We start from the raw sequence: 26,549 nt of genomic DNA, 5'->3' as shown, positions 1-26,549 counted from the left end.
GGGCAGATATGGAAAAAGAAAAACTCTACCACATTGCTTTGGACGATTATGAACACGGTGTTGTCATTCGCTCCTTAAACGATGAGAAAACAAAGTTGATGGAGGAAGGCAAGTCCGCAGACGCAGTAGACGACCTGCTTGTAAAAGTCGGAAATGCCCCATTGAAAAAGTTCAAAGTGATTGAAAGGAAACGCTCAGATGAAGCGAGATAATGACAGGCAGACTGCCATTATTTTATCCATTGTCGGTATCGTTCCGGTCATATGGCTGGCACTTCTGATTGCACCTTCCATAAGCGGAGGATTGCCGGAGATAGCAGCCAATCTTGCGACACTCTTTGATAATCCATTTTCCATAAAATTATGTGGGGACAGCCTGAAAACTGTCCTCATTTTGCTTTTATGCTATGGAATGGGTATCGGGATTTACTTTTCGACAAGAAAGAATTACCGCAGACGAGAAGAACACGGTTCTGCCAAATGGGGCAATGTCAGAGCCATTGATAAAAAGTACCGACAAAAGCCACTATCAGAAAATAAGCTGATGACTCAGAATGTGTGCATTGGACTTAATGCCAAGAAGCACAGACGAAATCTGAATACGCTTGTGTGCGGTGGCTCCGGTGCAGGTAAGACAAGATTTTATGCAAAGCCTAATATTATGAACGCTGCAAGAAACAGCTATGTGATATTAGACCCGAAAGGGGAAATCCTGCGAGATACGGGACATCTTCTTGAGAAGAAAGGTTACGAAGTACGTGTGCTTGATTTGATTTCAATGGAGAAAAGCCATTGTTACAATCCTTTTGTTTATTTGCAGAATGACAATGATGTGCAGAAGCTCGTAACCAATCTTTTTAAGAGTACCACTCCGAAAGGTTCACAGAGCAATGACCCATTTTGGGATACGGCAGCGTCAATGCTTCTGCTTGCACTTGTATTTTATCTGCATTATGAAGCACCGCCGGAAGAACAGAATTTTGCGATGGTAATGGAAATGCTCAGAGCCGGGGCGATTGAGGACGAGGACGACCCAAGTCCTTCTCCGCTTGATAATCTGTTTTCGGATTTGATGATAGATAATCCTGACCACATTGCTTTGAAGTATTATCACTCTTATCATTCCGGTTCTTCCAAAACATTAAAATCTATACAGATAACCCTTGCAGCAAGGCTTGAAAAGTTTAACTTGGAAAGTCTTGCTGCTCTTACTTCTGCCGATGAACTGGATTTGCAGTCACTCGGAGAGAAAAAGGTGGCACTGTTTGCACTGATACCGGATAACGACTCTAGTTTCAACTTCTTGGTATCCATTCTTTACACACAGCTTTTTCAGCAGTTGTTTTATGCAGCCGACCATATCCACGGCGGTTGTCTGCCGATGCCTGTTCATTTTATGATGGACGAATTTGCCAATGTTTCACTGCCGGACGACTTCGACAAGATACTGTCGGTTATGCGTTCCCGTGGGGTATCTGTAAGCATCATCTTACAGAACTTGGCACAGCTTAAAGCCTTGTTTGAAAAACAGTGGGAGAGCATTGTGGGTAACTGCGATGAATTTCTTTACCTTGGTGGAAATGAGCAGTCAACCCATAAATATGTGTCGGAGCTGTTGGGCAAGGAAACCATTGATACCAACACGTTCGGAAAGAGTACCGGAAGAAGCGGTAATTATTCCACCAACTATCAGATTAGCGGCAGAGAGTTACTTACCCCTGATGAGGTGCGTATGCTCGATAATCAGTACGCTATTTTGTTTATCCGTGGGGAAAGACCCATTATGGATTTCAAATATGACATTATGAAACACCCGAATGTGGCACTTACCACAGACGGAAAGGCGAGTCCTTATAAGCATGGAGAAGTCACAAAAGATATTGCTTCGATTGCCATTTGGGACATTGACCCTGCAACACTTCCTGAAAAGGAAATGGAAGAAACGAACTGGGAACTTCTTTCCGAGGAGGAGATGGAAGCTCTGTTCATAAACAATCAAACAAATTAAATTTTGGAGGTATTCAACTATGACTATTTTTAAGAAAAAAGCAACTGACATTCAGGAAACAAAGAAACTGCCTATGACCGGAAAGGTTAAGAAAGGCTTCCGTGCTTACTGCACAATGGTCATTGTCGGTGCGTTGGCACTTGGAATGACAACGACTGCATTTGCAGCGAATGACCCGCTTACCGTAGTCAATAATCTGTCCGATTTTATCTTCGGACTTATCCGTGCCATCGGTATGATTTTGCTTGGCTTTGGTATCGTGCAGGTCGGTCTTTCACTCAAATCTCACGACCCTTCTCAGAGAGCCAATGGCTTCCTGACTCTTGCGGGTGGTGTCATTATCACTTTTGCGAAAGAAATCCTTACTCTTATCACAGGCTAAGATAAGAGTTACACAGTTATCGAGGGGTGTGCCAAGTTAAGGTACACCCCTTAATTGTAAGGAGGTGCTTTGAATGAGTGATAACTGGGTAGTTCAAAATCTTGAAAATGCCCTTGAAACTTGGAATGAGAAACTGTCAGAAATATGGACGCTCATCACAACTACACCGCAGAACTTTAAGGGCGGGAATATCTGGAAGGTTATCGTTGACATCAACGGTGCGGTTCAGGCTATCGGGCTTGCCTTGCTTGTATTGTTTTTCGTGATAGGTATGGTAAAGACCTGCGGAAGTTTTACAGATGTGAAGAAACCGGAACACGCTCTGAAACTCTTTGTTCGTTTTGCACTGGCGAAAGGTGTTATCACATACGGAATGGAGCTTATGCTTGCATTATTTAATATCGTGCAAGGTACGATTTCAACCATTATGAATGCTGCCGGATTTGGAACTTCGGAACAGACGACTTTGCCCGCAGAGATGGTAACGACCATAGAGGATTGCGGATTTTTTGAGAGTATCCCTTTGTGGGCGGTAACGCTTATTGGAGGATTATTTATCACGGTGCTGTCGTTTATTCTGATAATGACAGTGTATGGACGATTTTTCAAGTTGTATATGTACACAGCACTTGCACCGATACCGCTTTCCACATTTGCAGGAGAACCGACACAGAATGTCGGCAAGAGTTTTATCAAGAGCTATTGTGCAGTTCTGCTTGAAGGGGCAGTCATTGTACTTGCTTGTATTATTTTCTCCGTATTTGCTTCATCGCCGCCAGTAGTGAATCCTGACGCAGCAGCAGTTACGCAAGTGTGGGCATATATTGGGGAATTGGTATTTAATATGCTTGTTCTTGTCGGTGCAGTGAAAATGTCTGACCGTATTATCCGAGAGATGATGGGACTTTAAGGAGAGATTTTGAGATGAACCAAAGAGATTGTAAGAAATGTGTTTACTATGGCGGTAAACGAAAAGGCAAAGTCTTTTGCCTGAATGATAAATGCGTGAGGGGGAAAGACCGAAACCGCAGGAAAGGAAACAGATATGGAAGTAAAAATTAACCGAGAAATCAGAAATTATACAGAGTCAATGTTTTTTGGACTGTCGCTCAGACAGTTCATTTTTTCTGTTCTCGCTTGTGGCGTTGCGGTAGGACTGTATTTCTTGCTCAGACCGTATGTTGGCACGGAAACCGTATCGTGGGTGTGCATTTTGGGTGCTGCCCCGTTTGCGGCACTTGGCTTTGTGAAGTACAACGGTATGACCGCAGAAAAAGCAATCTATGCGTGGATAAAATCGGAGTTTTTGATGCCGAAGAAGCTGGTGTTTCACTCCACCAATGTGTATTACGAACTGATGAAGCCAAGCATTGAACAGAAACAGAAGGAGGTATTGAAGTCAAATGATTAAGACTCTTACGAACCTGTTTAAGCAGGATAAAGAAAAATTTGTTGTACCGAAAGGGGTGCAGGACGTGATTCCCGTAGCAGCTATCTTTGATGATGGCATTTTCAAAGTGGGAAAGGATAAATATTCAAAAACCTACCGCTTTACGGATATTAACTATGCAGTGGCGAGCCGTGAGGATAAGGAAGCGATGTTCCTTGAATATTCCGAACTTCTGAACTCTCTTGACAGTGGTGCAACGACAAAAATCACAATCAATAATCGTCGGCTCAACAGACTGGATTTTGAGCAGACAATCCTTATTCCGACAACCGGAGATAATCTGGACGAGTATCGAGAGGAATACAACAAAATGCTTCTTGATAAGGCAACGGGTGCAAACTCCATTGTTCAGGATAAGTATATTACCATTTCCATCAACAAAAAGAGTGTGGAGGACGCAAGAACTTATTTTGCCCGTGTCGGTGCAGATTTGATTGCTCACTTCGGCAGGCTTGGAAGTAAGTGTGTGGAACTGGAAACAGACGAAAGACTTCGTATTTTCCACGACTTCTATCGTGTGGGAGAAGAAAGTTCTTTTCACTTTGATATTAAGGAAACAAGAAAAAAGGGACACGATTTTAAGGATTATATCTGCCCCGACACAATGGAATTTGAAAAGGACTATTTCAAGATGGGAAACCGTTATGGAAGAGTCCTTTTTCTTCGTGAATATGCGTCCTATATCAAAGACAGTATGGTAGCGGAACTTACGGATATGAACAGAAATCTGATGATGTCCATTGATATTGTTCCCGTTCCAACTGATGAAGCAGTAAAGGAAGCAGAGAACCGTCTGCTTGGTGTGGAAACCAATATCACAAACTGGCAGCGTAGGCAGAATGCCAATAACAACTTCTCTGCAACTGTTCCGTATGATATGGAGCAGCAGAAGAAAGAAATGAAAGAGTTCCTCGATGACCTTACGACCCGTGACCAGAGAATGATGTTCGCTGTTATCACAATGGTTATTACAGCAGACAGTAAGGAACAGCTTGAGAATGATACGGAAGCATTGCTTACCACAGCAAGAAAACATCTTTGCCAGTTTGCAACACTGAGATTTCAGCAGGTAGATGGACTCAATACGGTAATGCCGTTTGGAGCAAGAAAGATTGATGCGTTCAGAACACTTACAACAGAGAGCCTTTCGGTATTTATCCCATTCAGGGTGCAGGATATTTTCCACGAGAACGGTATCTATTACGGTCAGAATGTTATCAGCAAAAATATGATTATCGCAGACCGTAAGCAGCTTTTGAATGGTAACTCCTTTATTCTCGGTGTATCCGGTGGCGGTAAGTCATTTGCGGCAAAGGGAGAAATCATCAATCAGGTGCTTTCTTCAGATGCGGATATTATCATCATCGACCCTGAACGAGAGTATTCACAGCTTGTCAATGCGATGGGCGGAGAAGTAATCAATATTTCTGCTACTTCCGACAATCACATCAATGCAATGGATATGAATAAGGATTACGGCGACGGTGCAAACCCTGTCATTTTGAAATCTGAGTTCATTATGTCCCTTTGTGAACAGCTCATCGGCGGAACAAATCTCGGAGCAAAGCAGAAGTCTATCATTGACCGTTGCACGGCAAGCGTGTACCGCAGTTATCAGCAGAATGACTATCAGGGACATATACCGACCTTGCAGGATTTCAGGGCAGAACTTTTGCAGCAGGACGAACCGGAAGCAAAGGAACTGGCACTTGCTATTGAGCTTTTTACGCATGGTTCTCTGAACACTTTTGCAAAGCAGACGAATGTGGATACCAATAACCGCCTTATCTGCTATGACATTCTTGACTTGGGTAAACAGCTTATGCCGATTGGTATGCTTGTTGTCCTTGACTCTATCCTGAACCGTATCACACAGAACCGTGCAAAGGGTAAGAATACCTTTATCTTCATTGATGAGATTTATCTTCTGTTCCAGCACGAATATTCTGCAAACTTCCTCTTTACCTTGTGGAAGCGTGTGAGAAAATACGGTGCATACGCAAGTGGAATTACCCAGAACGTCGATGACCTTTTGCAGAGCCACACAGCGAGAACAATGCTTGCAAACTCAGAGTTTATCATTATGCTGAATCAGGCTTCCACAGACAGGCTTGAGCTTGCAAAACTTCTGAATATTTCCGACCTTCAGATGTCCTATATCACGAATGTGGAAGCAGGACACGGACTTATCAAGGTGGGAAGTTCTCTTGTACCGTTTGCAAACAAATTCCCTAAGAACACGAAACTTTATAAACTGATGACGACCAAGCCGGGCGAAGCATAAGGAGGGATTTATAATGTCTAAAATTCAATTTCGCAATGCTGCACACAGAGATTTTGTATTGGAAAATCTGGATAAGTGTAAAGTCAATGACTGCTATCACAGAGCATTTTTCTATGTGATGGGTATTTCAGAAGAAACGAGAATGAACATCGGAAAGATGTTTGATTTCAAGAGGGACTGTATCATACCGGAAGGTATGCACGGCGGTTGGCAGACAAGTGGCACAGTCAAGGTCTGCCACCTTGCCTTTAATCTCTGGAATGGATTTACGGAAGAAGGCAGGGAAAATCTCTATACACCGGAGGAACTGTTCTGTTGCGGATATGCTCCGTATTTTATGGAGGGTATCAAGTTGAGGTATCCGGAGTATTGCAGAGATTTGACTCCACCTAAGAGAAACGATATGGAAAGGTAAGAGAAAATGAGCAGAAAAATCTATATTATTATTGCGGTGGTGTTTACGGTAGTGTTGTCTGTAAGCACCTTCTTTATTATCCGTAATCACATTGACTCTGCCAAGCAGAATGAAGTCTATGATAACCTTGCGGAGATTGTGGAGGACGAGCCGCCAAAGGAAAATGAGGGCGTGACGTTTTCGGAAGATAAGGACTATCTTGCGGAATATCTTGAACTCTATCGGCAGAATGAGGATATGGTGGGTTGGATAAAGGTTGAGGATACCAATATCAACTATCCGGTCGTGCAGTCTGTAAATGAGCCGAACTTCTACCTGAAGCACAAGTTTGATAAGACCTATTCTGCTTATGGCTGTCCATATGTGCAGGAAAATTGTGATGTGCAGAAACCTTCAGACAACATCATTATTTACGGACACCACATGAATGACGGTTCTATGTTTACGGGACTGATGAAGTACAGAAATAAAAGCTTTTGGGAAGAACATAAGGATATTACTTTTGATACACTGACGGACAGACACCAGTATGAAGTGATTGCAGTCTTTAAGACGGTTGTTTATACAAACAGCTCCGATAGCTTTAAGTATTATGAGTTTACGGACACAGAAAATGCGACAGAGTTTGATGCGTATGTTGCTAAGTGCAAGGAACTTTCTTTGTATGATACCGGAGTATCGGCAGAGTATGGCGACAAGCTTATTTCTCTTTCTACTTGTGAATATTCAAGAAACAATGGCAGGCTTGTTGTTGTCGCTAAGAGAGTGGATTAACCCCCACTCTCTATTATTTTTCGAGAAAGGAGGAAACCGATGGCTGATATAAAAACAAGAGATACAAGCAAAGGTACAATCAAGACCATAAATAAGGCAGCAGTTGCCACGGAGCGAATGAAGAAAGCCTATGTGATGACGAAAGATAAGGCAGAACATTCCACGAATGCTTCGGAAAATTCCGCAGAGGAATATGCTTCTGATAAAATCGAAGCAGCAACGGATAGGACTGTTCACGAAACAGCATACCGTGCAGATAAAGTCGGCAGATGGGGTGTGCGTGAAACAAGACAGAATTATCAGAAAGCCAAAACGGGAATTGAGAATTTCAAGACCAAGCGTGCAGAGAAACAGCTTCAGAAACAATCGGTCAATCCTGTCGGAAAACGGAGCATCCGAACTCTGGAGCGTACGGAGAAAACAATTAAACAGTCTGCAAGGTCGGCAGGAAATACGACAGTCAAGACCGTATCGAAAGGTGCAACCAATACTGTTCAAAGGTCGGTCAAGACCGCAGAACAAACGGCAAAGACTTCTATTAAGACCACAAAAGAAGCTGCCATTATAGCACAGAAAACAGTAAAAACAACAGCCAAAGCAACACAGAAAGCAGCTCAGACGGCAAAGAAAGCGGCGAAAGCCACAGCAGATACCGTTAAAGCCACAGCGAAAGCTACTGTTGCGACAGTCAAAGCGATTATTGCAGGGACAAAAGCACTTGTAGCAGCAATCGCAGCAGGCGGTTGGATAGCGGTGCTGATTATTATGATTGTCGTATTGTTTGGTGCTGCCGTAGCAATGTTTGGAGGAGGAAGTGACAGTAATTCCTATACTCCGGTAAGTGCAGAGGTAGAAGCCTATGAACCTATCATACAGAAATATGCCAAAGAGTACGGCATTCCTGAGTATGTAGAACTTATCAAGGCGGTTATGATGCAGGAAAGCGGCGGTAGGGGACTTGACCCTATGCAGGCAGCAGAAGGAAGTTTCAATACGAAGTATCCACACGAACCCAATGGAATTAAAGACCCTGAATATTCTATCCAGTGTGGAGTTCAGGAATTGAAAGCGGCTCTTACCTCGGCAGGGGTGGAAAGTCCGATAGATATGGAGCATATCAAACTTGCCCTGCAAGGCTACAATTTCGGTAATGGGTATATTTCTTGGGCAAAAACGAATTACGGTGGATATTCCTATGCCAATGCGGTAGAATTTTCGACAATGCAGGCTTCCAAACTTGGTTGGAGCAGTTATGGAGATACGCAGTATGTCGCTCATGTTCTGAGGTACTATCCGTATGGACGAGCCTTTACTGCCGGAGGTAATCAGGCGATTGTTGAGGTTGCCTTGACACAGTTAGGTAATCAGGGCGGACAACCTTACTGGAGTTGGTACGGTTTTGACAGCCGAGTGGAATGGTGTGCCTGCTTCGTATCTTGGTGTGCTGACCAATGCGGATATATTGAAAGCGGACTTGTTCCGAAATTTGCAGGTTGCGTGGATGGTGCAAACTGGTTTAAATCAAATGGAAAATGGCAAGACCGCACATATGAACCAAAGACAGGAGATATTATCTTCTTTGATTGGGAGGGCGACGGTACAACAGACCACGTTGGTATCGTAGAGAAGTGTGAGAATGGCACAGTTTGTACCGTAGAGGGCAACTCAGGCGACGCCTGCAAGCAAAGACAGTACGCAGTCGGAAGCAGCAATATCTATGGATACGGTATTCCGGCATATTAAAAATTCCAGACGGTGTCTGGAAAATTGAAAAGATGGCTGCTCAGTTGAGTAGCCATCGGGTACATTATGAGAAATCGGTTGTTTCTCTGTCTTTTAGGAAAATATGATGTGTGTGATAAGTGAAGCTAAAAAGCATATCGGCATTTTCTTTACTGCCGTCTAAAAAGGAAATATCATCGGCAAGGATAAAAAGAATTGCTAATAGCTTCTTGATATATCCAGTGTAGCAGGCATAATCTACATAGATGTTAGCGATATATCCCTCGGCAAATTCTATCAGGTCAGCGTCAATTCCAAAGCTATTGGATAGCTCGTAAACCGTCTTGATGAATTTGTCCTTGTCAGCAATTCGCTCTTTACTTGGAACACTTCTGCGGTTTTTCTGTATAAATTTCAAAAAATCATCAGCTTCCGTAAAGTCGGGAGTGATTGCGTTGCCAGTTCCAAAATCTGTTTTGTAATCCTCAAATTTCTCTTTTTCAAACCGATTACTGAATATTATCTTTTGTTTGTCCATTCCTTTTTACCCCTAAGTTTATTCTATGGAGATTGTTTGACTTGGCTCTTGGGTTGTGATTTGTCTTTTGCCATTAACAATCGTGAATTACTACTTTTATAGTATAACATAAAAATAGTTGGTAATCATCACTAATGGTTGGTTTGACTTCCTTTGGGTGCGTGTGATTTGAAATCGACTTAACCTATACTATTAGTTATGGAAACACACTGAGGGAGGTGATGTGATGAAGCTCGATACAATCGGCAAGAATATAAGAAAGTTCCGACTTGCGAGGAAATTACGCCAAGAAGATTTGGCTGAGAAAACAGATTTGACAACAAATTATATTGGTATGGTTGAGCGTGGAGAGAAAATTCCGTCACTCGAAACTTTCATAAAGATAGTAAATGCTTTAGGTGTATCATCAGATATGGTTCTTACAGATGTTCTGGAAACGGGATATACAGTCAAGAACTCAATGCTGAATGAGAAGCTTGAAAAACTTGTTCCTGAAGATAGAAACAGAATTTATGAAGTCATAGATACACTTGTAAAGCAATCAAAGCAAATACTTCCATAAAACACAGAAGTTCGTCCTAATCGACGAGCTTTTTTTTTGCTTTGAATTACTTTACTGTTAGGTGTTAGCAAAAAATGACACCTAATCAATGACGGGTTGCGAATAAATGTCCGTATCTTGAAAAAGTAGATTATTTATGGTATGATGTTAATCGAGTAACTGTAACCAGAAGAAACGGAGAATACAAAGGAGAGTTACAGATGAGAATAAGCTATAATAAACTACAAAAACTTATGATTGATAATCAGATGAAAAGACAGGATTTAATGCGTGCAGCAGAAATTTCATCATCTGTTGCGACGAAGTTGAATAAGAACGAAACAGTATCTCTTGATGTCCTGATGAGAATTTGTAAAGTGTTCCATTGTGATATTGGGGATATATGTGAAGTTATATTGGACGAATAGAAGGAACATAGCTTCCGGTAAAAAAATAAAATTGGATATTAAAAGGCTTAATGTCCACCAAAAGGGTGAATTAGATGGTAGAAGAAACATATAGTGCAGGATTGATTTCCCAATCATTCTGGTTTGTTGAAATGAAGAAGGTCATCAAGCTGATTGACTATGGAAAGTCCGAAGAAGAAATTAAAAAAATGTGTATAGACGAAAATCTTTTTGGTGCGGCAAAAGAGTATCGAGCCAAAAGGATATATGGATACATTTGGAATAGAGCCAAAAGATTGGATAAGACACTGATTGACTTGTTTTGTACTTCTGACTTGGCAACCCAAAAGGTAATCAATTTGATTGCCATTCTCAGGTCAGACCGATTGTTCTTTGAATTTATGTTTGAAGTGTACCGTGAAAAAAATATACTTGGTATTCCAGTAATCGAAGACGCAGATGTAAATATTTTTTTCAAGAATAAAGAAATTCAAAGTGAAGATATTGCAGCTTGGACAGATGGTACAAAACGCAGGCTTCGCTCAATATATTTTAACTATTTGACTGATGCAAACCTTTTAACGGCTGTTGAGAAGAAGAAAACCATAACGCCACCAATTCTTGATATTGCTTTAGAGCGTTATCTTGAAGCGTGTGGAGAGAGTGCAATGATTAAAGCAATTACGGGGGTGGACTAAATGATGTCGCTTGATGAACGATTAGATAAAGCAGAAGAAATGATACAAAAACCCTCGTTTAGAGAGAACAAAGGGTTAGGTAATGAAGTCGGATACTATATCTTTGATTATCCGGCTGAAAAAGAATTGTATATCCGTGAGAGGATAGAATACATCAAGAAAAAAAGTGAAAACTCAGATGATGATTTCAAAGTTGTAGTGTTTGACCTTTACGACATTATGATTGATATTCTTATCAAAAAAGGATATTTAGAAAAGTGTTATCAGTTTGAAAAGACAAAAGGCTTTGAGAGAGTATCAAAATCCATCAGCAATATGCTGAGGATAACATCATCAGACAGTCTGATAGTGAATCATATCAGGGATAATACGCCGGAGAAAGCGGTTGTGTTTATTACTGGTATTGGAAAGTGCTATCCGATATTGCGTTCACATACGGTACTGAATAATTTACATCAGGTCATAGATAATGTTCCGGTAGTGCTGTTTTATCCGGGCAATTATGACGGTCAGGAACTGGTACTGTTTGGAGAGATAAAGGACGATAACTATTACAGAGCATTTAAGCTCGTGGATTAAGAGGAGAGGGAATATGATTATCAAGAATATGTTTTCAAAGCCTATTGACAGAGATATTAAAGGCGTAATCAAAGTTGGACAAGATGACGATGCAAATATTAAGCAAGAGCTTGAAGAATATGTAGTAACAAGGGAACTTCAGAAACATTTTTCTGATTTCTTCGCAAGCTACAAAAGAGGAATTATCGGAAATACGGACAAGATGGGCGTGTGGATTTCCGGCTTCTTTGGAAGTGGTAAATCTCACTTCCTGAAGATTTTATCCTATCTCCTTGAAAATAAAGAAGTTGGCGGTAAGAAAGCGATTGACTATTTCGTCGACGATAATAAAATTTCTGACCAGATGGTACTTGCAGATATGAAACTGGCAGGTACGATTCCGACGGATGTTGTCCTTTTCAATATTGACTCTAAAAGCGAAGTGAATGGCAAACAGTCTAAGGTTGCCATTGTTTCCGTATTGCAGAATGTGTTCAATGAAATGCAGGGATTTAGTGGCTCTAATCCGTTCCTTGCAGATTTGGAACGCAAATTGACAGAAGAAGGAAAGTACAATTTATTCAAAGAAAAATTTGAAGATAGCTTTGGTTCTATTTGGGAGGAATCACGCAGCGACTTTGATTTCATTCAGGACGATGTGGTAGAAGTCCTTGATGAGATTGGATTTATGAGCATAGAAGCCGGTAGAAACTGGTGTGAGAAAGCTACTGGAGAATATACATATAAGGTTGAGGATTTCGCCAGACTTGTTAAGAAATATCTTGATAAAAAAGAGAGCAATCATCATATCGTATTCCTGATTGATGAGATTGGACAGTACATAGGCGATGATTCCAAACTGATGCTGAATCTTCAGACTGTAACAGAAGATTTAGGTACTGCTTGCGGCGGCAAGGCTTGGATTATCGTAACAAGTCAGCAGGATATTGATTCGATTACAAAAACAAAAGGAAATGACTTCTCGAAAATTCAGGGACGTTTTGATACTAGACTTTCTCTTTCATCTGCCAATGTAGATGAGGTTATCAAAAAGAGAATCCTTGAAAAGAACGAAGCAGGAAAACAGACGCTTACACTGCTTTATGATGATAAGGCAACAGTCATCAAAAACCTGATTCTGTTCAACGATGGTGTTGAAAAGAAATTATATTCAGACAGAGAAAATTTTGCGGATATCTATCCGTTTATTCCATATCAGTTTAATTTACTTGGAAGTGTGCTGACTTCCATTCGTACTCACGGTGCATCTGGTAAGCATTTGGCAGAAGGCGAGCGTTCTATGCTTGCGTTGTTTAAAGAATCTGCCGTAAAAGTTATGAACGATGAGCCGGGAACGATTGTGCCATTTAATATGTTCTATGACGCCCTTGAGCAATTCCTTGACCATTCTCATAAGGGTGTTATTTCCCGTGCCTTAGATAATGAGTATCTGAATCCAAATCACGAAAAAGAATGTTTTGATGTTAATGTACTGAAAACACTCTTTATGATTAAGTACGTTAAGGAAATCAAAGCAAATATTGAGAATATCACAAGTCTTATGGTATCGAATGTAAATGATGACCGTATGGCTCTTGCACAGCAGGTAGAAGATGCATTGAAACGTCTTGTTCGTCAGACGTTGGTTCAGAAGAACGGGGATATTTATGTATTCCTGACAGATGAGGAGCAGGAAATCAACAGAGCGATTGAATCTCAAAATGTAGATTCCGGAGAAGTCATTGCCAAAGTATCCGAGATGATTTTTGACGGTCTTTATGATGAAAAGAAGTATCGCTATCCGGCATTCAACGGAAGATATGCGTTTGCTTTTAATCAGGTTGTTGATGATAAACCATATAAGGCAAATCAGAATAATGACATTACACTTAAAATCCTTACTCCGAACAGCGATGAGCGAGCAGATGAAACAACAATGAGAATTCTGTCCGGTCAGTCAAGTTGCGTACTTGTAGTATTGCCTGACGACAGAACGTTTCTTGATGAAATCCGTTCTGCTTTGCAGATAGAAAAATTTATCCGCTTTGATGCAACAAATGCAGTTACACAGTTTGAAAGCATTAAGGAAGCTAAGAAAGTGGAAATGCGTGAGAGAAACGGTGCTGCAAAGTTATTCCTTTCAGAAAGTTTGAAGAATGCAGAAATCTATGTGAATGGCGATAAAATTCAGAGTGGAGCAAAGGAAATTGCTTCCAAGATAAATGATGCCCTCGGCAAGCTAGTTTCAACTGTTTATCATAAGTTGTCTTATATTGATACGGCAATGAGTGAGTCGGATATTCGCACATTATTTAAGAATAATGGACAGCAGCTCACACTTGCAGGTACAAATACTGTAAAGAATGAATTGGCTTTGCACGATGTGAATGACTATATTGCATTGAACACACAGCGTCACATGAAAACTTCTATGAAGTCCATTCTGGAACGTTTCTTGAAAGCACCGTATGGTTTTGTAGAAGCTGATGTACAGTGGCTTGTTGCTAAGTTGTTCAAAGACGGCGAAATTGCAATGTTCGTTAATAACGATGCAGTTACATTGTTTTCAAAGACTACGGAAGAAATTATCCGTTATCTGACACGCAAAGAGTTTAATGAAAAGCTGATGACAGAGAAGCGTGTAAAAGCGAATGAAAAGCAGAAAAAATCTGTCCGTACAGTAATGAAAGAACTCTTTAATGTTACTTCGGCAAGTGATGATGACGATGCGATTATGAGAAGTTTTCTTGGTTATGCATCAAATCTGAAGAATGACCTTGAAAAATTGGATATTCACTATGCGACACAGCCTGCATATCCGGGCAAACAGCTTATTGCTTCTGGAAAAAAGCTGATGGCTGATGTTCTGCAAATGAAATATTCCAATGAGTTCTTTGCAGGTATTGACAATAAAAAAGATGATTTCCTCGATTTTGCTGAGGATTATGAGCCTGTTAAGAAGTTCTTTGGGGGAGAACAAAAGTGCATATTTGATAAAGCTCTGAAGCTGATGAAGATTTATGATGACAGTAAGACATTCATTGTAAATAGTGAGATTGAAGCAGTTGTTGCGGACATCAAGTCTATTTTGAAGAAATCTGTTCCTTATTCAGAAATCTTTAAATTACCGGATTTACTGGACACGTTTATCAATCTTTACAGCAAACTCCTTAACGAAATGCAGAAGCCGATAGATAATGCCATTCAGGAAGCAAGACAGCGTGTCTTTGAAGAACTGCAAAACAAAAAATGCCACGATAAACTGGCGGATAAGTATGTAAATTTGTTCAGAGAAATCAGTGATAAGGCAATGAGCTGTAATAATGTGGCTACGCTGCAAAATATCAAAGTGGAAGCAGACGCACTCAAAGTCCGCTGTCTGAATGAGATTGAAAAAGAAGAAGCGAAAATCATTGCAGCAGAACAGCCTGCTCACGTAGCAGAAACCGGAAATTATGGTGGAGAAACGATTGCTCCGGCTGTACCTGCTCCAAAGGTAAAAAGAAAGAAAACAGTCAGTATTAAATCCATCAACAATGCGGCTACGTGGCAGCTTGAGAATGAAGCAGATGTTAAGAAGTACATTGCAGAACTTGAAAAAAAATTGATGAATACACTGGAAGAGGACACAATTATTAACATTGAGTTCTAGAAGGTAATAATATGGATTGGAATATAATATGGAGCGATGTTATTTCTGGAACTATATTGCTTATTATAGGTGGTGTAGGCGGTTGGTTTGCAGGAGTAATAAAAGGAAAGAAAGAATCTTCAACTGCAATTGAGAGAAAAAATGAGATATATCAACCATTGATAAATGAACTAAAGAAATATTCGCAATTTGATTGGGATATTCAAGAAATAATAAAGGCTGAGCTTTTAAAAGAAATCGCAAATAATGCGTATAAATTTGGATTTCCTGATGAATTACAGAAAAAGTGCAATGATTTATATCAGTTAATAGAAGGCTATAATAATATTAACCCAGTACGAATTGCACGCAGTATAATCGAGGACATATTTACAGATGGTTATAAAGCGATATATGGAAGTATCGTTGATGGTATAAGTTATCACAGCGATAGAGATGGAAATGAATGGGAAGTAGAAGAGATTGTAGAACCTGTAAAAATAGTTGGAGAAGTAGCTGATGAAAAAACCATTAAGAGTTTATTAAATAATGAGGGAATGTATTCTGATGAAGTGTGTATTGATTATGAAAATGGACTGTTTGAACCAATTTATAGTCAATTGAAATGTATATATGCTTCTGCATTAAATGTGATTATAGATGGAGAAAGATATAAAAATCGAACGCCAGTAATCGAAATGCAGATGCTTCCTGAAGAATATATAGCCTACTATTATGATTTTTTCAAGAAATACAACGATAATGAAAAAATTAAACAAAAATATAAATTGCGAGAAGAAATCATTTATACCAGTCAAGCTATTATTGAGGAATTAAAAGATAGGATTGATAAAATAGTACGAATTTATGAAGTTGAGAAGGTATAAAGTGTATTTTGGGAGGAGCAAGATGAACAAAACAGCAATAAGAAAATTTGCAGAGTGGGCGAGAGAAAAGCTCATTGAAGATATTAAATATAAAGCCGGAACAGTTGGTATTACAGCGAATGGAATCGTAGAGAAATTACCGCAGTCAACAAGTGATACGTATTTCTATGATGTAGGTACAAAGGATTATATGAAAATCTCCGGTGTTGAAATTAAGCAGAGAGATGCTCTTGTAAAAGCCATTCAAACAAGAGAACGCAGCTATAAAAGTTATCAGGAAGCATTTGAAAATGTGATTGAAGAAGTAGCATATACTTGGTTCAACCGTTTGATTGCGATTCGTTTTATGGAAGTTAATGATTATTTGCCTTCTGGTGTTCGTGTGCTTTCTTCTGAGAACAAGGCGAAGAAAGAGCCTGATTTAGTAACGACACCGTTTGATACCGATTTGGAATTTACATCTTATGAGCAGGACAGAATTATCCAGTTAAAAGACGATAATAAACTGGATGAATTGTTCCGTATGCTTTTTATTAAGCAGTGCAATAAGCTTCACGATATTTTACCGGAGCTGTTTGAAAAGACAGATGATTATTCGGAATTACTTCTTACAATTTCGTTTACGGACCCAGAGGGGATTATTCATCATCTTATCAACGATATTGAAGATGTTGACTTCCGTATTAACGATGAAATGTACACTGATGACGGAAAAATAAAGGCTGATGGTCAGGTTGAAATTATCGGTTGGCTGTATCAGTATTATATTTCAAAGAAACATGACGAGATTGTAAATATCTATAAAGGAACAGTAAAGAAAGCGGATATTCCAGCAGCAACACAGTTGTTTACGACAGATTGGGTTGTTCGTTATATGGTGGACAACTCTTTGGGAAGATATTGGATTGAAAGGAATCCACAGAGTAAGTTGGCTGAAAAGCTGGAATTTTTCGTCACACCTAAAAACGGGGAAATCCAGTATGTTGATGAAAAAATCAATCCGACTGATTTGACCTTTTTTGACCCTTGCATGGGTAGTGGACATATTTTGGTATATGCGTTTGATGTGCTTATGGAAATCTACCGTGAAGTGGGATATTCCGACAGAGATGCGGCATTAAGCATTGTGGAAAATAACCTTTTTGGTATGGATATTGATAAGCGTGCGTATCAGTTGGCGTATTTTGCGGTAATGATGAAAGCACGTAGTTATAATCGTCGTGCATTAACCAAAGGTGTATCCAATAATCTTGCAGTTGTTGAGGAAAGTAACTCTATTGATAAATTTGCTTGTAATGGTTTAACAACGGATAGTGAACAGAATAAAATTGGCGAATATTTAGTTGAAGTGTATAAGGACGCACAGGAAATTGGTACATTACAGACGATAGAAAAGAAAGACTACAATGGATTTGTTACATATTTAAATAACCTTGATAACAGTGCAGGTCAGATAGACCTTTTTTCAACAGCTTGGTTGAATGATATACTTCCTCAGATGGTACAGCTTGCAAAACAGGCTGAAATTATGAGTAATAAGTATGCTGTTGTTTGTACCAATCCGCCGTATATGAATAAGTTGGAAGGACAGTTAAAGAAATTTGTTGTTGATAATTATAAGGTATATTCCGGCGACTTGTTTAGCGTATTTATTTACCGCAACTTTGATTATTGTAAAGTAGATGGATATTCTGCATTTATGACACCGTTTGTATGGCTGTTTATCAAGACATATGAAGCATTAAGAAAATATATAATTGATATAAAAGCGATTACTACTTTGGTACAGATGGAATACTCTGCATTTGAGGAAGCTACCGTACCAATTTGCTCATTTGTTTTAAAGAATGGGAGAGCAACAGAGAAAGCGTTGTGTTTCAGACTGTCTGATTTCAAAGGTGGAATGGCAGTTCAAAAACAAAAAGTTTTGGAAGCAATTACGGATAAGGATTGTGGTTATTTTTATGAGGCTAATATTAAAGAGTTTAATAAGATACCCAATGAACCTATTGCATATTTTGTTTCGGAAATAATGTTTAAAATATTTGAGCATAGTCAATCTGTCGCAACCTATGGGAATACAAGAGAAGGTATGGCAACGGGAAGTAATGACCTTTTTATGAGATATTGGTTTGAAGTTGAAAAAAATAGAATGAAAACTAATTGTAAAACCAGAGATAATGCGGTGCAAAGTTCTTGTAAATGGTTCCCGTATAATAAAGGTGGAGATTTCAGAAAATGGTACGGCAATGATGAGTATGTTGTAAATTGGTACAATGACGGCTTTGAAATAATGAATTTTAAGGACGAAAAAACGGGTAGAATCAGGTCACATAATTATAATTTGGATTATATATTCAGGCAGGGAATTTCTTGGACTGCACTCAGTTCGGGAAATTTCGGGTGTCGTTTTTCATCACAAGGAAAACTTGCCGATTCAAAAGGGTCTATGCTTTATTTGAAGAATGATGATTTACTTATGTATTTTTTGGGATTATTGAACAGTTGCGTTTCAAAATATGTATTAGGTGTAACATCTCAGACATTAGATTTTAAACCGGGGAGAATTGCTGAATTACCAGTTGTTGTAGCAGAGCGTGATAGCGTTGAACCAATAGTAAATCATCAAGTAAAACTTTCTAAAAAAGATTGGGATTCTTTTGAAACATCTTGGGATTTTGAGAAGCATCCGTTAGTGTCTTATTCTACTAATAAAATGTCAACGGCTTTTGCATTGTGGTCAGAAGAATGTGTTGAACGGTTCGATCAGCTTAAAGCAAATGAAGAAGAACTGAATCGCATTTTTATTGATATTTACGGATTGCAGGACGAATTAACATCGGAAGTAGAAGATAAAGATGTAACTGTTCGTAAAGCCGATTTGCAGAGGGACATTAAGAGTTTAATTTCTTATGCAGTTGGTTGTATGTTTGGTCGTTATTCTCTTGAACGTGAGGGGATTGTATATGCAGGCGGAAACTTCGATGATGTTTATTGGAAGTATAAAGGGCAGGCTGCATTAGACAAAAATGGCGAAGCAATAGAAGGCAGTTATGCAGGTATATCTCTTGCGGATTATCATTATCCTAAATTCCATGATACTGATGATTGGAAAACTGCAACAGAATTATCATTTGAACCTGATGCGGATAACTGTATTCCAATTACGGACGAGGAATATTTTGAAGATGATATTGTCGGTCTGTTTTGTGCTTGGCTGAAAAAGGTTTACGGAGAAGATACGCTTGAAGAAAACCTTGATTTTATTGCGAATGCCCTTGGTAATAAAGGAAAGACAAGCCGTGAAGTAATCAGAAATTATTTCCTGACAGATTTCATCAAAGACCATATTAAGACTTATCAGAAACGTCCGATTTATTGGCTTTTTGATAGTGGTAAGCAGAATGGATTTAAGGCTCTTGTTTATATGCATCGTTGGAACGCAGACACCATTGGTAATGTTCGAGTTGAGTATCTGCATCGTATTCAGCGTGTGTATGAAAAAGAGATTGCTCGTATGCAGGAAATTATAGACAATAGCCACGATAACAAGGAAATTTCCAACGCTACAAAGCAAAAGGAAAAACTCCAGAAACAGATTAAGGAAACCAAAGACTATGATGCTAAAATCGCTCATTTGGCTCTTTCACGTATCGACATCGACCTTGATGACGGTGTAAAAGTCAATTACGAAAAAGTCCAGACCGCCGATGGAAAGAAAATGCAGATTTTAGCGAAGATTTGAGGTGTAAAATGAAAAATAACGTAAACACCTTTGAGATAAATGGAAATACACTCTATATTATGCGTGATGGTTGGGATAAAGTAGTAGAAACCACATACAGAGAAGACTATGTAGACGAAATAAAGAGTCACGTATGGAGTTTGAAAAAAGGATACCCATATAATGCGACACTGGGTGGCGGATTACATAGATATATTATGGAGAAGTGGTATGGAAAAGAAATGCTTGAAGAAATGACTAAAAAGGGATATGTGGTTGACCACATGAATAACAACCATTGTGATTGCCGTATATCTAATTTGGAATTTCTTAAGCATAACCGAAATGTTGCAAAAGGGCAGTATTTTGATAAGGAATCTGCACTAATGAGGCATGATATAGCAGTTAGTTTGTTTAAAGATTTTACAACGAATTGTTATCAAGTTACCATAGGCTGTAATGCTAACATTGTAATGAAAGACAGTAATGAAAAAATTCATTACATCAATGCAATTAAGTTGCTTTATGATTGTCCGTATCCGTCAGTTGTTCTTGATGCAGAACATATATTAACACAATATGATGAAACGAAGCAATTTAGTTTAGAAAATATGCGTTGTTGTGACAAAAGGATAATTGAATCTGTACCGTTACAACTTACGGAGGACGAGCAGAATCGGTCAATCGTTGTTCGTGATGGAAAGACATATCTGATATTGGGAACAGAAAAAGCATTTCTTCACACTGTTGGCTATGATGAAGGTTGGACTCCACCTTCAAAGAAATAATATAAGAGGTGTTGTATGGAACTGGAATATGGGTTGGTAGAAAATGCTCTTGATTCACTTAGGGAAGCAATGAATTATTACAACGAGGGCGATGAAGAAGATAATGCTAATCAATATAAATTTAGCATTCTTCTGTCTGCTCATTGTGTTGAATTATTACTTAAAGAAATACTTAGAAGAAATCATCCGGCATTGTTATTTGAAAATATTGATTCTGTAAAAGATTTACAAGATGATGACAATCAAACAGTAGGATATAAAAACGCAATTCAAAGAGTAAAAAAATTATGTGGTGTTGATTTAAAACAATATGAAACATATATTGATGAGCTTGGTCGTGTTAGAAATCAAATTCAACATTATAAATGTTCCATAAATGGAGAATATCATAAGCAGCTTATGGCAAAAACTTTTTCTGCGATTGAATTTATTTTCAGAGATATTTTGGGACTAAAATTCGAGGATTATGAAAATATTATTGAACCAGCCGATATAGATTTTTTACACGAAGATATTGCAGCTAATAAAGCAAGAAAAAAAGATATTGTTAAGGATTTTGAAAAAAGTGAAAATAGGTTCAGGATAGAATATGTAGATGGTAAATACTTGGAGGTATGTTGCCCACACTGCGGAACAGAAAGCCTTGCTTTAGAAAGCAATGGAAAAATAAAGTGTAAGTTTTGTGGAGAAGAGTTTGACAATTATTCTGAGCTTCATAAGGCAGATAGAAACTGCATAACACAATATGGTATTCTTAGAGAATTTGGAAGAAGAAGACATTTACTTCATTCAAGAATTTTTGAATGCCCTCAATGTGAAAATGATTCGATGATAATGTTACAAAATAGAAAATGGTTATGCCTTGTGTGTGGCTATGAAGTAGAAACGTCATGTTATTGTGATGAATGTGGAGATGAAATGCCTTATATAGACGGGATATGTACAACTGCAATTTCTGATACAGATACTGAAGATTTCAAATCGCTATGTCCACAGTGTGCAAAAAAATACGCTGAAGATGAAGCATATATAGGATATGAACTTAGTTAAATAAAGCGAGTATCAGTTAGGAAAAGAGAAGGATAAAAAAGTTCAGGGGTAATGATTATGGCAGGAAAAGATGATAATTTTAAAGTCCTTAAGAAAAAAGAAATATACGAGTTCTTGGAAGGAAATGGACCGTCTTTGGTAACGCATAACGGTACAGAGTATGGATTACCATATTATACAGCGACACAACTGAGTTCATTATGTACAGAGTTTGGTTTAACAGATGTTGTTGGGGGAAGTAGATGGTGCTATGTAGAAGAATTGCTTGATTATGCCATTGAACAACAGCGTTGTGATGAGCTGTTTAGATTCCTATTTAGCGAAAAGCAGTTTACCAATTTACAAGATATTGCTGATATGAATGAGGTTGATGAGGTTTATCGCCAAATTGTGAAAAAGGCAATAGAACATATCAATTATAGCATCCGATTATCCCGCAAGGAGCTTGTGCTTATAAATGGTCATTTTATGATTGTTGGAGTTGGCAAAGCCCCTGTTATAGAAACCCCAAAGCTAAATGTACGTTCGATTCCTTATGTTCAGGGACTTAGAGAACGGTGCAATGATGATTTTAATTCGGGAAATTATGACAGTGTCATAACAAAATCAAGAACCACAATGGAAGAGATACTTGTTCAACTACTGGAAGAAAACCACGTTGAGCAAATCTCAAAGGGCGACTTGCTTAAATTATACAATCAGGTAAAATCATTGTTTAATATGCAGCAGAGAAATGAAAACGACAAACGAGTTAATAATATGCTAAGCGGATTAGAAAAAATAGTTCAATCTATTGCAGAAATGCGAAATGCCAACAGTGATGCTCACGGAGTTGGAAGCCGAAGAATAGCTATTAGAGAATGCGAAGCAAGACTGGTTATGAACTCTGCAATCACATTTTGCGAATATATGATATCAGTTCATGATAAATAAAAGTCTTTAGGAGATATTATGGCAGAACTAAACTTAAAACAGATTACAGACAAATTAAATAGTGAGTTTGCAAGTGATGTCCGTAAACTTGTGTTTTGGTATGATGCCAATGCGGAGTTTCAGGAGGATATTGACAGCATAGAATTGGAAAATGCAAAGGTTCTACATCTTGAGCCGGACAACCAGTTCTATATTAAATACTTCTTGGAACGAGAGGATACGACAACCAATTACCTTGTGTATGCTCCTTTTGCGAAACCGAGCATAAGGGATAATCATCTTGCAGATACAATCCGATATTCCAAAGAATTTTTTGCCGACCGTGCTTCTTTGCTTACTCTTGATTTAGGAATTGATGAACGGTACAAGCCTGTTATTCAGCATTATATTAAATTCTTTGCGAATAAAGACAGAACGCAGAAATTTTATGATTTGGAAATAGAAAATTTCAACAGAAGTACGATAGAAGTTGCCTTGATGAGCGTTCTTTGCAAGGATAAGACTGCTTCTTTTGAAGAAGTGTTGCGTTCAATTTTGACAGACGATGGATTGCAGGATAATAAATACCTTGCAGAGTTTGAAAAGTATGATTTGCTTTCTGCATTCTGGCAGCAGGCAGATGTGGCATTTGGATATAATGACCCGAAGCCAACACTTGAAAAATTGGTTATCACGATGTTTGTTACTTATGCAGCTAAGAGTATTCATACGGATATGCCGCAGGCTTGGAAACCATTTATTTCTTATAAATTCGGTAATATCATTGCATTTATGGATAACCTGATGAACAGTTATCTGTATGGTACACGTTTTGATGAGATTTCAGAGATTATCTATAATGCAATCAACGGTAAAAATTATCTTGAGAAGATGGAAATCGAAACACTTGTAGATTGCAATATCTTTGCAGGTGTTGATGAGCTTTTGATTAGTTGGATTATCGGCAGACTTGAGAATGAGGATATAGGAGCAAAGTTGAATGGAAAGACGATTCCGGAACTTTGCGTAGAACGCAGGAAACAACATTTTGGAAAGAACTTCCGCAGTGAGTATTTCATTCTTCAAAATGCCTTTGATATGATTGCTGAAGGTAAGTATCAGCCAGTCAGTGGTATCAAAAACTTAGTTAAGGAATATACGGAGACAACCTATAAGATTGACCGCTACTATAGATACTTCTATTTTTACTTTGATAAATTGGAAGATACTACGCAGTTTGAAAAAATCAGGGAACTGGTTGAGAATATTTATACCAATGAGTATCTGAACCGAATAACAGTGAACTGGAACAATGAACTTGCAGACGCAGACGCAGAAACAGGACTTGCGTTGCAGAGAGATTTCTTTGCAAGACACATCAATTACTCAAAGGATAGAGTTGTTGTTATTATATCCGATGCACTCCGCTATGAGGTTGCACATACGCTGTTTGAAAAAATGCAGGCAGATGAGAAGTGCAATGCTTCTATCGGAGCAATGCAAGGCGTTCTTCCATCTTATACACCGTTAGGTATGGCTTCCCTGCTTCCGCATAAGACGATTGAGTACAGTCCGTCTTATGATGTACTGGTAGACGGAAAAGCGTGCAGTTCCACGGAGCAGAGGGAAGCTATTCTGAAAGAGTATAAAATAAGCAGTAAGTGCGTTCAGTTCGATTCAATGAAAACCATGAAGCAGGCAGACCTTCGTTCTATCTTTACCGGACAGGACGTTGTGTATATTTATCATAATCAGATAGATGCCCGTGGAGATAAAGCGGCTTCTGAGAATGAAGTCTTTACCGCTTGTGAAGAAGCAATCGAAGAAATTTATACTTTGATAAAGAGGATTGCATCGCAGGCAAATACTTATCATTTTATTGTGACAGCAGACCACGGATTTATTTATAAGAGAGATAAAATTCAGGCAACCGATAAGATTGCCGGAGCTGCTTCAAAATCAAACAGTGTTGGACAGCGTTATTCCATATCTGCCGAAGAAATCAAGGCAGACGGCGTTTGCCATACAACGGTTGGTAAGGTACTTGGTAGTGTCGATGAGCGTATTGTATCGTTCCCTCTTGCTTCAGATATTTTCAAGGTTGCAGGAGCTGGACAGAATTATGTTCATGGCGGCTGCTCTCCGCAGGAAATGCTTGTACCAATGATTGATGTGAAAGTGGATAAGGGCAAAAAGGAAACAAGTCTCGCAGAGATTGCTCTTGTAAGCCTGACTTCAAAGATTACAAATCTTATCACGACACTCGATTTTGTTCAGACAGAGCCGGTAAGTGATGTTGTGAAAGAAACAAGTTACCGAGTATATTTCATTTCTGATAGTAACGAGAAGATTTCTAATGAGAATATTGTTATTGCAGATAAGAAAGATAAAGATACGACGAAGCGTATGTTCAGACTCCGCTTTAACTTTAAGAACAAGAAATACGATAAATCACAGAAATACTACTTGGTTGCTTATGACGATAAGAATGATATAGAAGTTCTTCGTCACGAGATTATTATGGATATTGCATTTGCCGATGATTTTGGATTCTTCGGGTAATATCTGAAAAGGGGGTATCGCCTTATGGGAAGATGGGGCTTTTCTGATGCCTTAGCCTTTGCAGTTGCAATGACTGTTCGGGATATGAGCAGAGAGAAAGAGAAAAGACTGATTAAAACACAGAAGTTTTATCAGGAATGTTATGAAAAGATAGCCAGTGATAGCGAACGGGCATTCAATATTGTATCAAAAGTTGTAACAAAGGCGTCACGCCGATATATTCCGAACGAGATAGCTTCAGGCAGTACCTACCTTGCGTTATATGCGTTTGCTCTTGTCATTGAAAGACAGGGCAGAGTGACAAAAGAGCAGAGTAAAATCATTAGGATTTACTTCAATAATATGAGCTTTCCATTTTCGGAGAGTGCATATTTAAGTGCAGCGAGAACCGGAGGAGAGGTTGGCAATTTCCGAAATGTCATATCTATAAGTAAGAGTTATGCAGGTGGCTTTTGGGTCAACTTCTTTCGTGCATTATACAAATCCGGAACGCAGAAAGATTTGCAGGATATGATTGATTATACGACGTCAATCATTATGCGGTTTTCGATTCTTGGAAATCCTGACAGTAATATTTCCAATACAATCTGTCAGAACTTTATTGACAGTGTAAATTATCAGATTAACCAAGTGCGTGAGATTTCCATTAAGGAAGTGGACTGGCTTGGTGTGATACCAATAGAAGACCGATTAGAAGAAATGAAGTTTTTCTATGAGGATTTGATTGACAGGTCAAACATTACAAACGATATTTCAAAAGAAGAATTGCTTCCGTATTTGGAACTTCAGATTTTGAATTGTATCTGCGATGTTGTAATGATGACAAAACAGCCAAAGTCCGTGAAACTGAGAATGATGAATGATGCCGTCAGACTTTCAGGCATACATACTGGTGTAACACCGGAACAATATGTAAGAGAGATTGCTAACAATACGGAGATGGGGCAGTTTTATAAAACAATGTTCTCATCAGGTAATCCATTGGGTTCATTTTGGCTCGTGATTTTTACAATGGGTGGACAGCTCTATGGAACGGACGCAACTGATGAACCGATTGGAATTGTCAATAATATTTTTTCTATCCTGATTCAGATTGAGAATTATCTTGATGAAAAGTATAACTTCTTAGGAAAAGACAGCATAGCGAAAGAATATATGTTGCATATCATCGAGCAGCTTGCCGATAAGTGCGATGAGGAGGATTAGATTATTATGGATA

22 protein-coding genes are annotated in these 26,549 nt (G+C 38.8%); 21 read left to right on the top strand and 1 reads right to left on the bottom strand.

The features are described 5' to 3' along the window. The first annotated feature begins 8 nt into the window (after positions 1-8). The 9 genes from WMO37_RS09165 to WMO37_RS09125 all read left to right on the top strand — a co-directional run bounded on the left by WMO37_RS09165 (position 9) and on the right by WMO37_RS09125 (position 9,055). A complete protein-coding gene (locus WMO37_RS09165) occupies positions 9-212 on the top strand; it encodes a hypothetical protein (protein WP_008789327.1) in 204 nt (67 codons plus the stop codon). Next, on the top strand, positions 199-2,007 hold the full coding sequence (locus tag WMO37_RS09160) for a VirD4-like conjugal transfer protein, CD1115 family (protein ID WP_023920511.1): 1,809 nt from the start codon (positions 199-201) through the stop codon (positions 2,005-2,007). Before WMO37_RS09165 ends, WMO37_RS09160 begins: the two co-directional genes overlap by 14 nt. Before the next feature lie 19 nt (positions 2,008-2,026). Next, positions 2,027-2,389, top strand: coding sequence for a hypothetical protein (locus WMO37_RS09155; protein WP_015512775.1), 363 nt, complete (start codon positions 2,027-2,029; stop codon positions 2,387-2,389). Between the two features lie 73 nt (positions 2,390-2,462). Next, positions 2,463-3,299 (top strand): VirB6/TrbL-like conjugal transfer protein, CD1112 family, encoded by an 837-nt coding sequence (locus tag WMO37_RS09150; protein ID WP_349154851.1) that lies wholly within the window; start codon positions 2,463-2,465, stop codon positions 3,297-3,299. A 135-nt stretch (positions 3,300-3,434) separates the two neighbouring features. Then, the gene (locus tag WMO37_RS09145) at positions 3,435-3,800 is read left to right on the top strand and encodes a PrgI family protein (protein ID WP_023920514.1); all 366 of its coding nucleotides are present in this window, start codon (positions 3,435-3,437) and stop codon (positions 3,798-3,800) included. Next, positions 3,793-6,123: a VirB4-like conjugal transfer ATPase, CD1110 family gene (locus WMO37_RS09140; protein ID WP_349154850.1), complete on the top strand. Its 2,331-nt coding sequence runs from the start codon at positions 3,793-3,795 to the stop codon at positions 6,121-6,123. The genes WMO37_RS09145 and WMO37_RS09140 overlap by 8 nt, the downstream gene beginning before the upstream one ends. Positions 6,124-6,136: 13 nt before the next feature. Continuing rightward, positions 6,137-6,538: a DUF6075 family protein gene (locus WMO37_RS09135; RefSeq protein WP_002594682.1), complete on the top strand. Its 402-nt coding sequence runs from the start codon at positions 6,137-6,139 to the stop codon at positions 6,536-6,538. Positions 6,539-6,544: 6 nt separating this feature from the next. Continuing rightward, positions 6,545-7,312 carry a class B sortase gene (srtB, locus tag WMO37_RS09130; protein WP_349154849.1) on the top strand — a complete coding sequence of 256 codons (768 nt, stop codon included), beginning with the start codon at positions 6,545-6,547 and terminating at the stop codon, positions 7,310-7,312. Between the two features lie 39 nt (positions 7,313-7,351). Beyond that, the gene (locus WMO37_RS09125) at positions 7,352-9,055 is read left to right on the top strand and encodes a lysozyme family protein (protein WP_349154848.1); all 1,704 of its coding nucleotides are present in this window, start codon (positions 7,352-7,354) and stop codon (positions 9,053-9,055) included. 64 nt (positions 9,056-9,119) lie between these two features. On the opposite strand, the gene WMO37_RS09120 is transcribed toward WMO37_RS09125, so the two are convergent. Further along, positions 9,120-9,572 (bottom strand): hypothetical protein, encoded by a 453-nt coding sequence (locus tag WMO37_RS09120; RefSeq protein WP_349154847.1) that lies wholly within the window; start codon positions 9,570-9,572, stop codon positions 9,120-9,122. A 226-nt stretch (positions 9,573-9,798) separates the two neighbouring features. On the opposite strand from WMO37_RS09120, the gene WMO37_RS09115 reads away from it, so the two are divergent. From WMO37_RS09115 to WMO37_RS09060, 12 genes are all read left to right on the top strand, one after another. Continuing rightward, positions 9,799-10,134, top strand: coding sequence for a helix-turn-helix domain-containing protein (locus WMO37_RS09115; RefSeq protein ID WP_055215124.1), 336 nt, complete (start codon positions 9,799-9,801; stop codon positions 10,132-10,134). 200 nt (positions 10,135-10,334) lie between these two features. After that, on the top strand, positions 10,335-10,541 hold the full coding sequence (locus tag WMO37_RS09110; protein ID WP_101069754.1) for a helix-turn-helix domain-containing protein: 207 nt from the start codon (positions 10,335-10,337) through the stop codon (positions 10,539-10,541). 74 nt (positions 10,542-10,615) lie between these two features. After that, positions 10,616-11,218 carry a DUF1819 family protein gene (locus WMO37_RS09105; RefSeq protein WP_349154846.1) on the top strand — a complete coding sequence of 201 codons (603 nt, stop codon included), beginning with the start codon at positions 10,616-10,618 and terminating at the stop codon, positions 11,216-11,218. Positions 11,219-11,221: 3 nt separating this feature from the next. Next, complete coding sequence (locus tag WMO37_RS09100) at positions 11,222-11,797, top strand: DUF1788 domain-containing protein (RefSeq protein WP_117886577.1); 576 nt, start codon at positions 11,222-11,224, stop codon at positions 11,795-11,797. A 13-nt stretch (positions 11,798-11,810) separates the two neighbouring features. Continuing rightward, on the top strand, positions 11,811-15,428 hold the full coding sequence (brxC, locus tag WMO37_RS09095) for a BREX system P-loop protein BrxC (RefSeq protein WP_278607799.1): 3,618 nt from the start codon (positions 11,811-11,813) through the stop codon (positions 15,426-15,428). Between the two features lie 11 nt (positions 15,429-15,439). Beyond that, positions 15,440-16,294 (top strand): hypothetical protein, encoded by an 855-nt coding sequence (locus WMO37_RS09090; protein WP_278607800.1) that lies wholly within the window; start codon positions 15,440-15,442, stop codon positions 16,292-16,294. A 22-nt stretch (positions 16,295-16,316) separates the two neighbouring features. Continuing rightward, positions 16,317-20,039 (top strand): BREX-1 system adenine-specific DNA-methyltransferase PglX, encoded by a 3,723-nt coding sequence (gene pglX, locus WMO37_RS09085; protein WP_349154845.1) that lies wholly within the window; start codon positions 16,317-16,319, stop codon positions 20,037-20,039. Between the two features lie 8 nt (positions 20,040-20,047). After that, the gene (locus tag WMO37_RS09080) at positions 20,048-20,806 is read left to right on the top strand and encodes an HNH endonuclease (protein WP_349154844.1); all 759 of its coding nucleotides are present in this window, start codon (positions 20,048-20,050) and stop codon (positions 20,804-20,806) included. A 15-nt stretch (positions 20,807-20,821) separates the two neighbouring features. Next, complete coding sequence (locus WMO37_RS09075) at positions 20,822-21,856, top strand: hypothetical protein (RefSeq protein ID WP_349154843.1); 1,035 nt, start codon at positions 20,822-20,824, stop codon at positions 21,854-21,856. Positions 21,857-21,913: 57 nt separating this feature from the next. Further along, positions 21,914-22,789, top strand: coding sequence for an abortive infection family protein (locus WMO37_RS09070; protein WP_349154842.1), 876 nt, complete (start codon positions 21,914-21,916; stop codon positions 22,787-22,789). An 18-nt stretch (positions 22,790-22,807) separates the two neighbouring features. Beyond that, a complete protein-coding gene (gene pglZ, locus WMO37_RS09065) occupies positions 22,808-25,330 on the top strand; it encodes a BREX-1 system phosphatase PglZ type A (protein ID WP_349154841.1) in 2,523 nt (840 codons plus the stop codon). A gap of 24 nt (positions 25,331-25,354) precedes the next feature. After that, positions 25,355-26,536, top strand: a complete 1,182-nt coding sequence (locus WMO37_RS09060; protein WP_349154840.1) for a hypothetical protein — start codon at positions 25,355-25,357, stop codon at positions 26,534-26,536. Positions 26,537-26,549 lie beyond the last annotated feature (13 nt).

The sequence above is a fragment of the Lachnospira intestinalis genome (genome assembly GCF_040095895.1).
Taxonomy (GTDB): Bacteria; Bacillota; Clostridia; order Lachnospirales; family Lachnospiraceae; genus Lachnospira; species Lachnospira intestinalis.
The sequence above is the reverse complement of the archived record's forward strand: the minus strand, read 5'-3'. Positions and strand labels throughout refer to the sequence as shown.

Coding starts and splice junctions, on each gene's coding strand:
- WMO37_RS09070 (WP_349154842.1), top strand. CDS start 21,914: ATGGCAGGAAAAGATGATAATTTTAAAGTCCTTAAGAAAAAAGAAATA.
- brxC (WP_278607799.1), top strand. CDS start 11,811: ATGATTATCAAGAATATGTTTTCAAAGCCTATTGACAGAGATATTAAA.
- WMO37_RS09160 (WP_023920511.1), top strand. CDS start 199: ATGAAGCGAGATAATGACAGGCAGACTGCCATTATTTTATCCATTGTC.
- WMO37_RS09120 (WP_349154847.1), bottom strand. CDS start 9,572: ATGGACAAACAAAAGATAATATTCAGTAATCGGTTTGAAAAAGAGAAA.
- WMO37_RS09115 (WP_055215124.1), top strand. CDS start 9,799: ATGAAGCTCGATACAATCGGCAAGAATATAAGAAAGTTCCGACTTGCG.
- WMO37_RS09125 (WP_349154848.1), top strand. CDS start 7,352: ATGGCTGATATAAAAACAAGAGATACAAGCAAAGGTACAATCAAGACC.
- WMO37_RS09165 (WP_008789327.1), top strand. CDS start 9: ATGGAAAAAGAAAAACTCTACCACATTGCTTTGGACGATTATGAACAC.
- WMO37_RS09080 (WP_349154844.1), top strand. CDS start 20,048: ATGAAAAATAACGTAAACACCTTTGAGATAAATGGAAATACACTCTAT.
- WMO37_RS09155 (WP_015512775.1), top strand. CDS start 2,027: ATGACTATTTTTAAGAAAAAAGCAACTGACATTCAGGAAACAAAGAAA.
- WMO37_RS09100 (WP_117886577.1), top strand. CDS start 11,222: ATGTCGCTTGATGAACGATTAGATAAAGCAGAAGAAATGATACAAAAA.
- WMO37_RS09140 (WP_349154850.1), top strand. CDS start 3,793: ATGATTAAGACTCTTACGAACCTGTTTAAGCAGGATAAAGAAAAATTT.
- srtB (WP_349154849.1), top strand. CDS start 6,545: ATGAGCAGAAAAATCTATATTATTATTGCGGTGGTGTTTACGGTAGTG.
- WMO37_RS09135 (WP_002594682.1), top strand. CDS start 6,137: ATGTCTAAAATTCAATTTCGCAATGCTGCACACAGAGATTTTGTATTG.
- WMO37_RS09150 (WP_349154851.1), top strand. CDS start 2,463: ATGAGTGATAACTGGGTAGTTCAAAATCTTGAAAATGCCCTTGAAACT.
- WMO37_RS09105 (WP_349154846.1), top strand. CDS start 10,616: ATGGTAGAAGAAACATATAGTGCAGGATTGATTTCCCAATCATTCTGG.
- WMO37_RS09145 (WP_023920514.1), top strand. CDS start 3,435: ATGGAAGTAAAAATTAACCGAGAAATCAGAAATTATACAGAGTCAATG.
- WMO37_RS09090 (WP_278607800.1), top strand. CDS start 15,440: ATGGATTGGAATATAATATGGAGCGATGTTATTTCTGGAACTATATTG.
- WMO37_RS09060 (WP_349154840.1), top strand. CDS start 25,355: ATGGGAAGATGGGGCTTTTCTGATGCCTTAGCCTTTGCAGTTGCAATG.
- pglZ (WP_349154841.1), top strand. CDS start 22,808: ATGGCAGAACTAAACTTAAAACAGATTACAGACAAATTAAATAGTGAG.
- pglX (WP_349154845.1), top strand. CDS start 16,317: ATGAACAAAACAGCAATAAGAAAATTTGCAGAGTGGGCGAGAGAAAAG.
- WMO37_RS09075 (WP_349154843.1), top strand. CDS start 20,822: ATGGAACTGGAATATGGGTTGGTAGAAAATGCTCTTGATTCACTTAGG.
- WMO37_RS09110 (WP_101069754.1), top strand. CDS start 10,335: ATGAGAATAAGCTATAATAAACTACAAAAACTTATGATTGATAATCAG.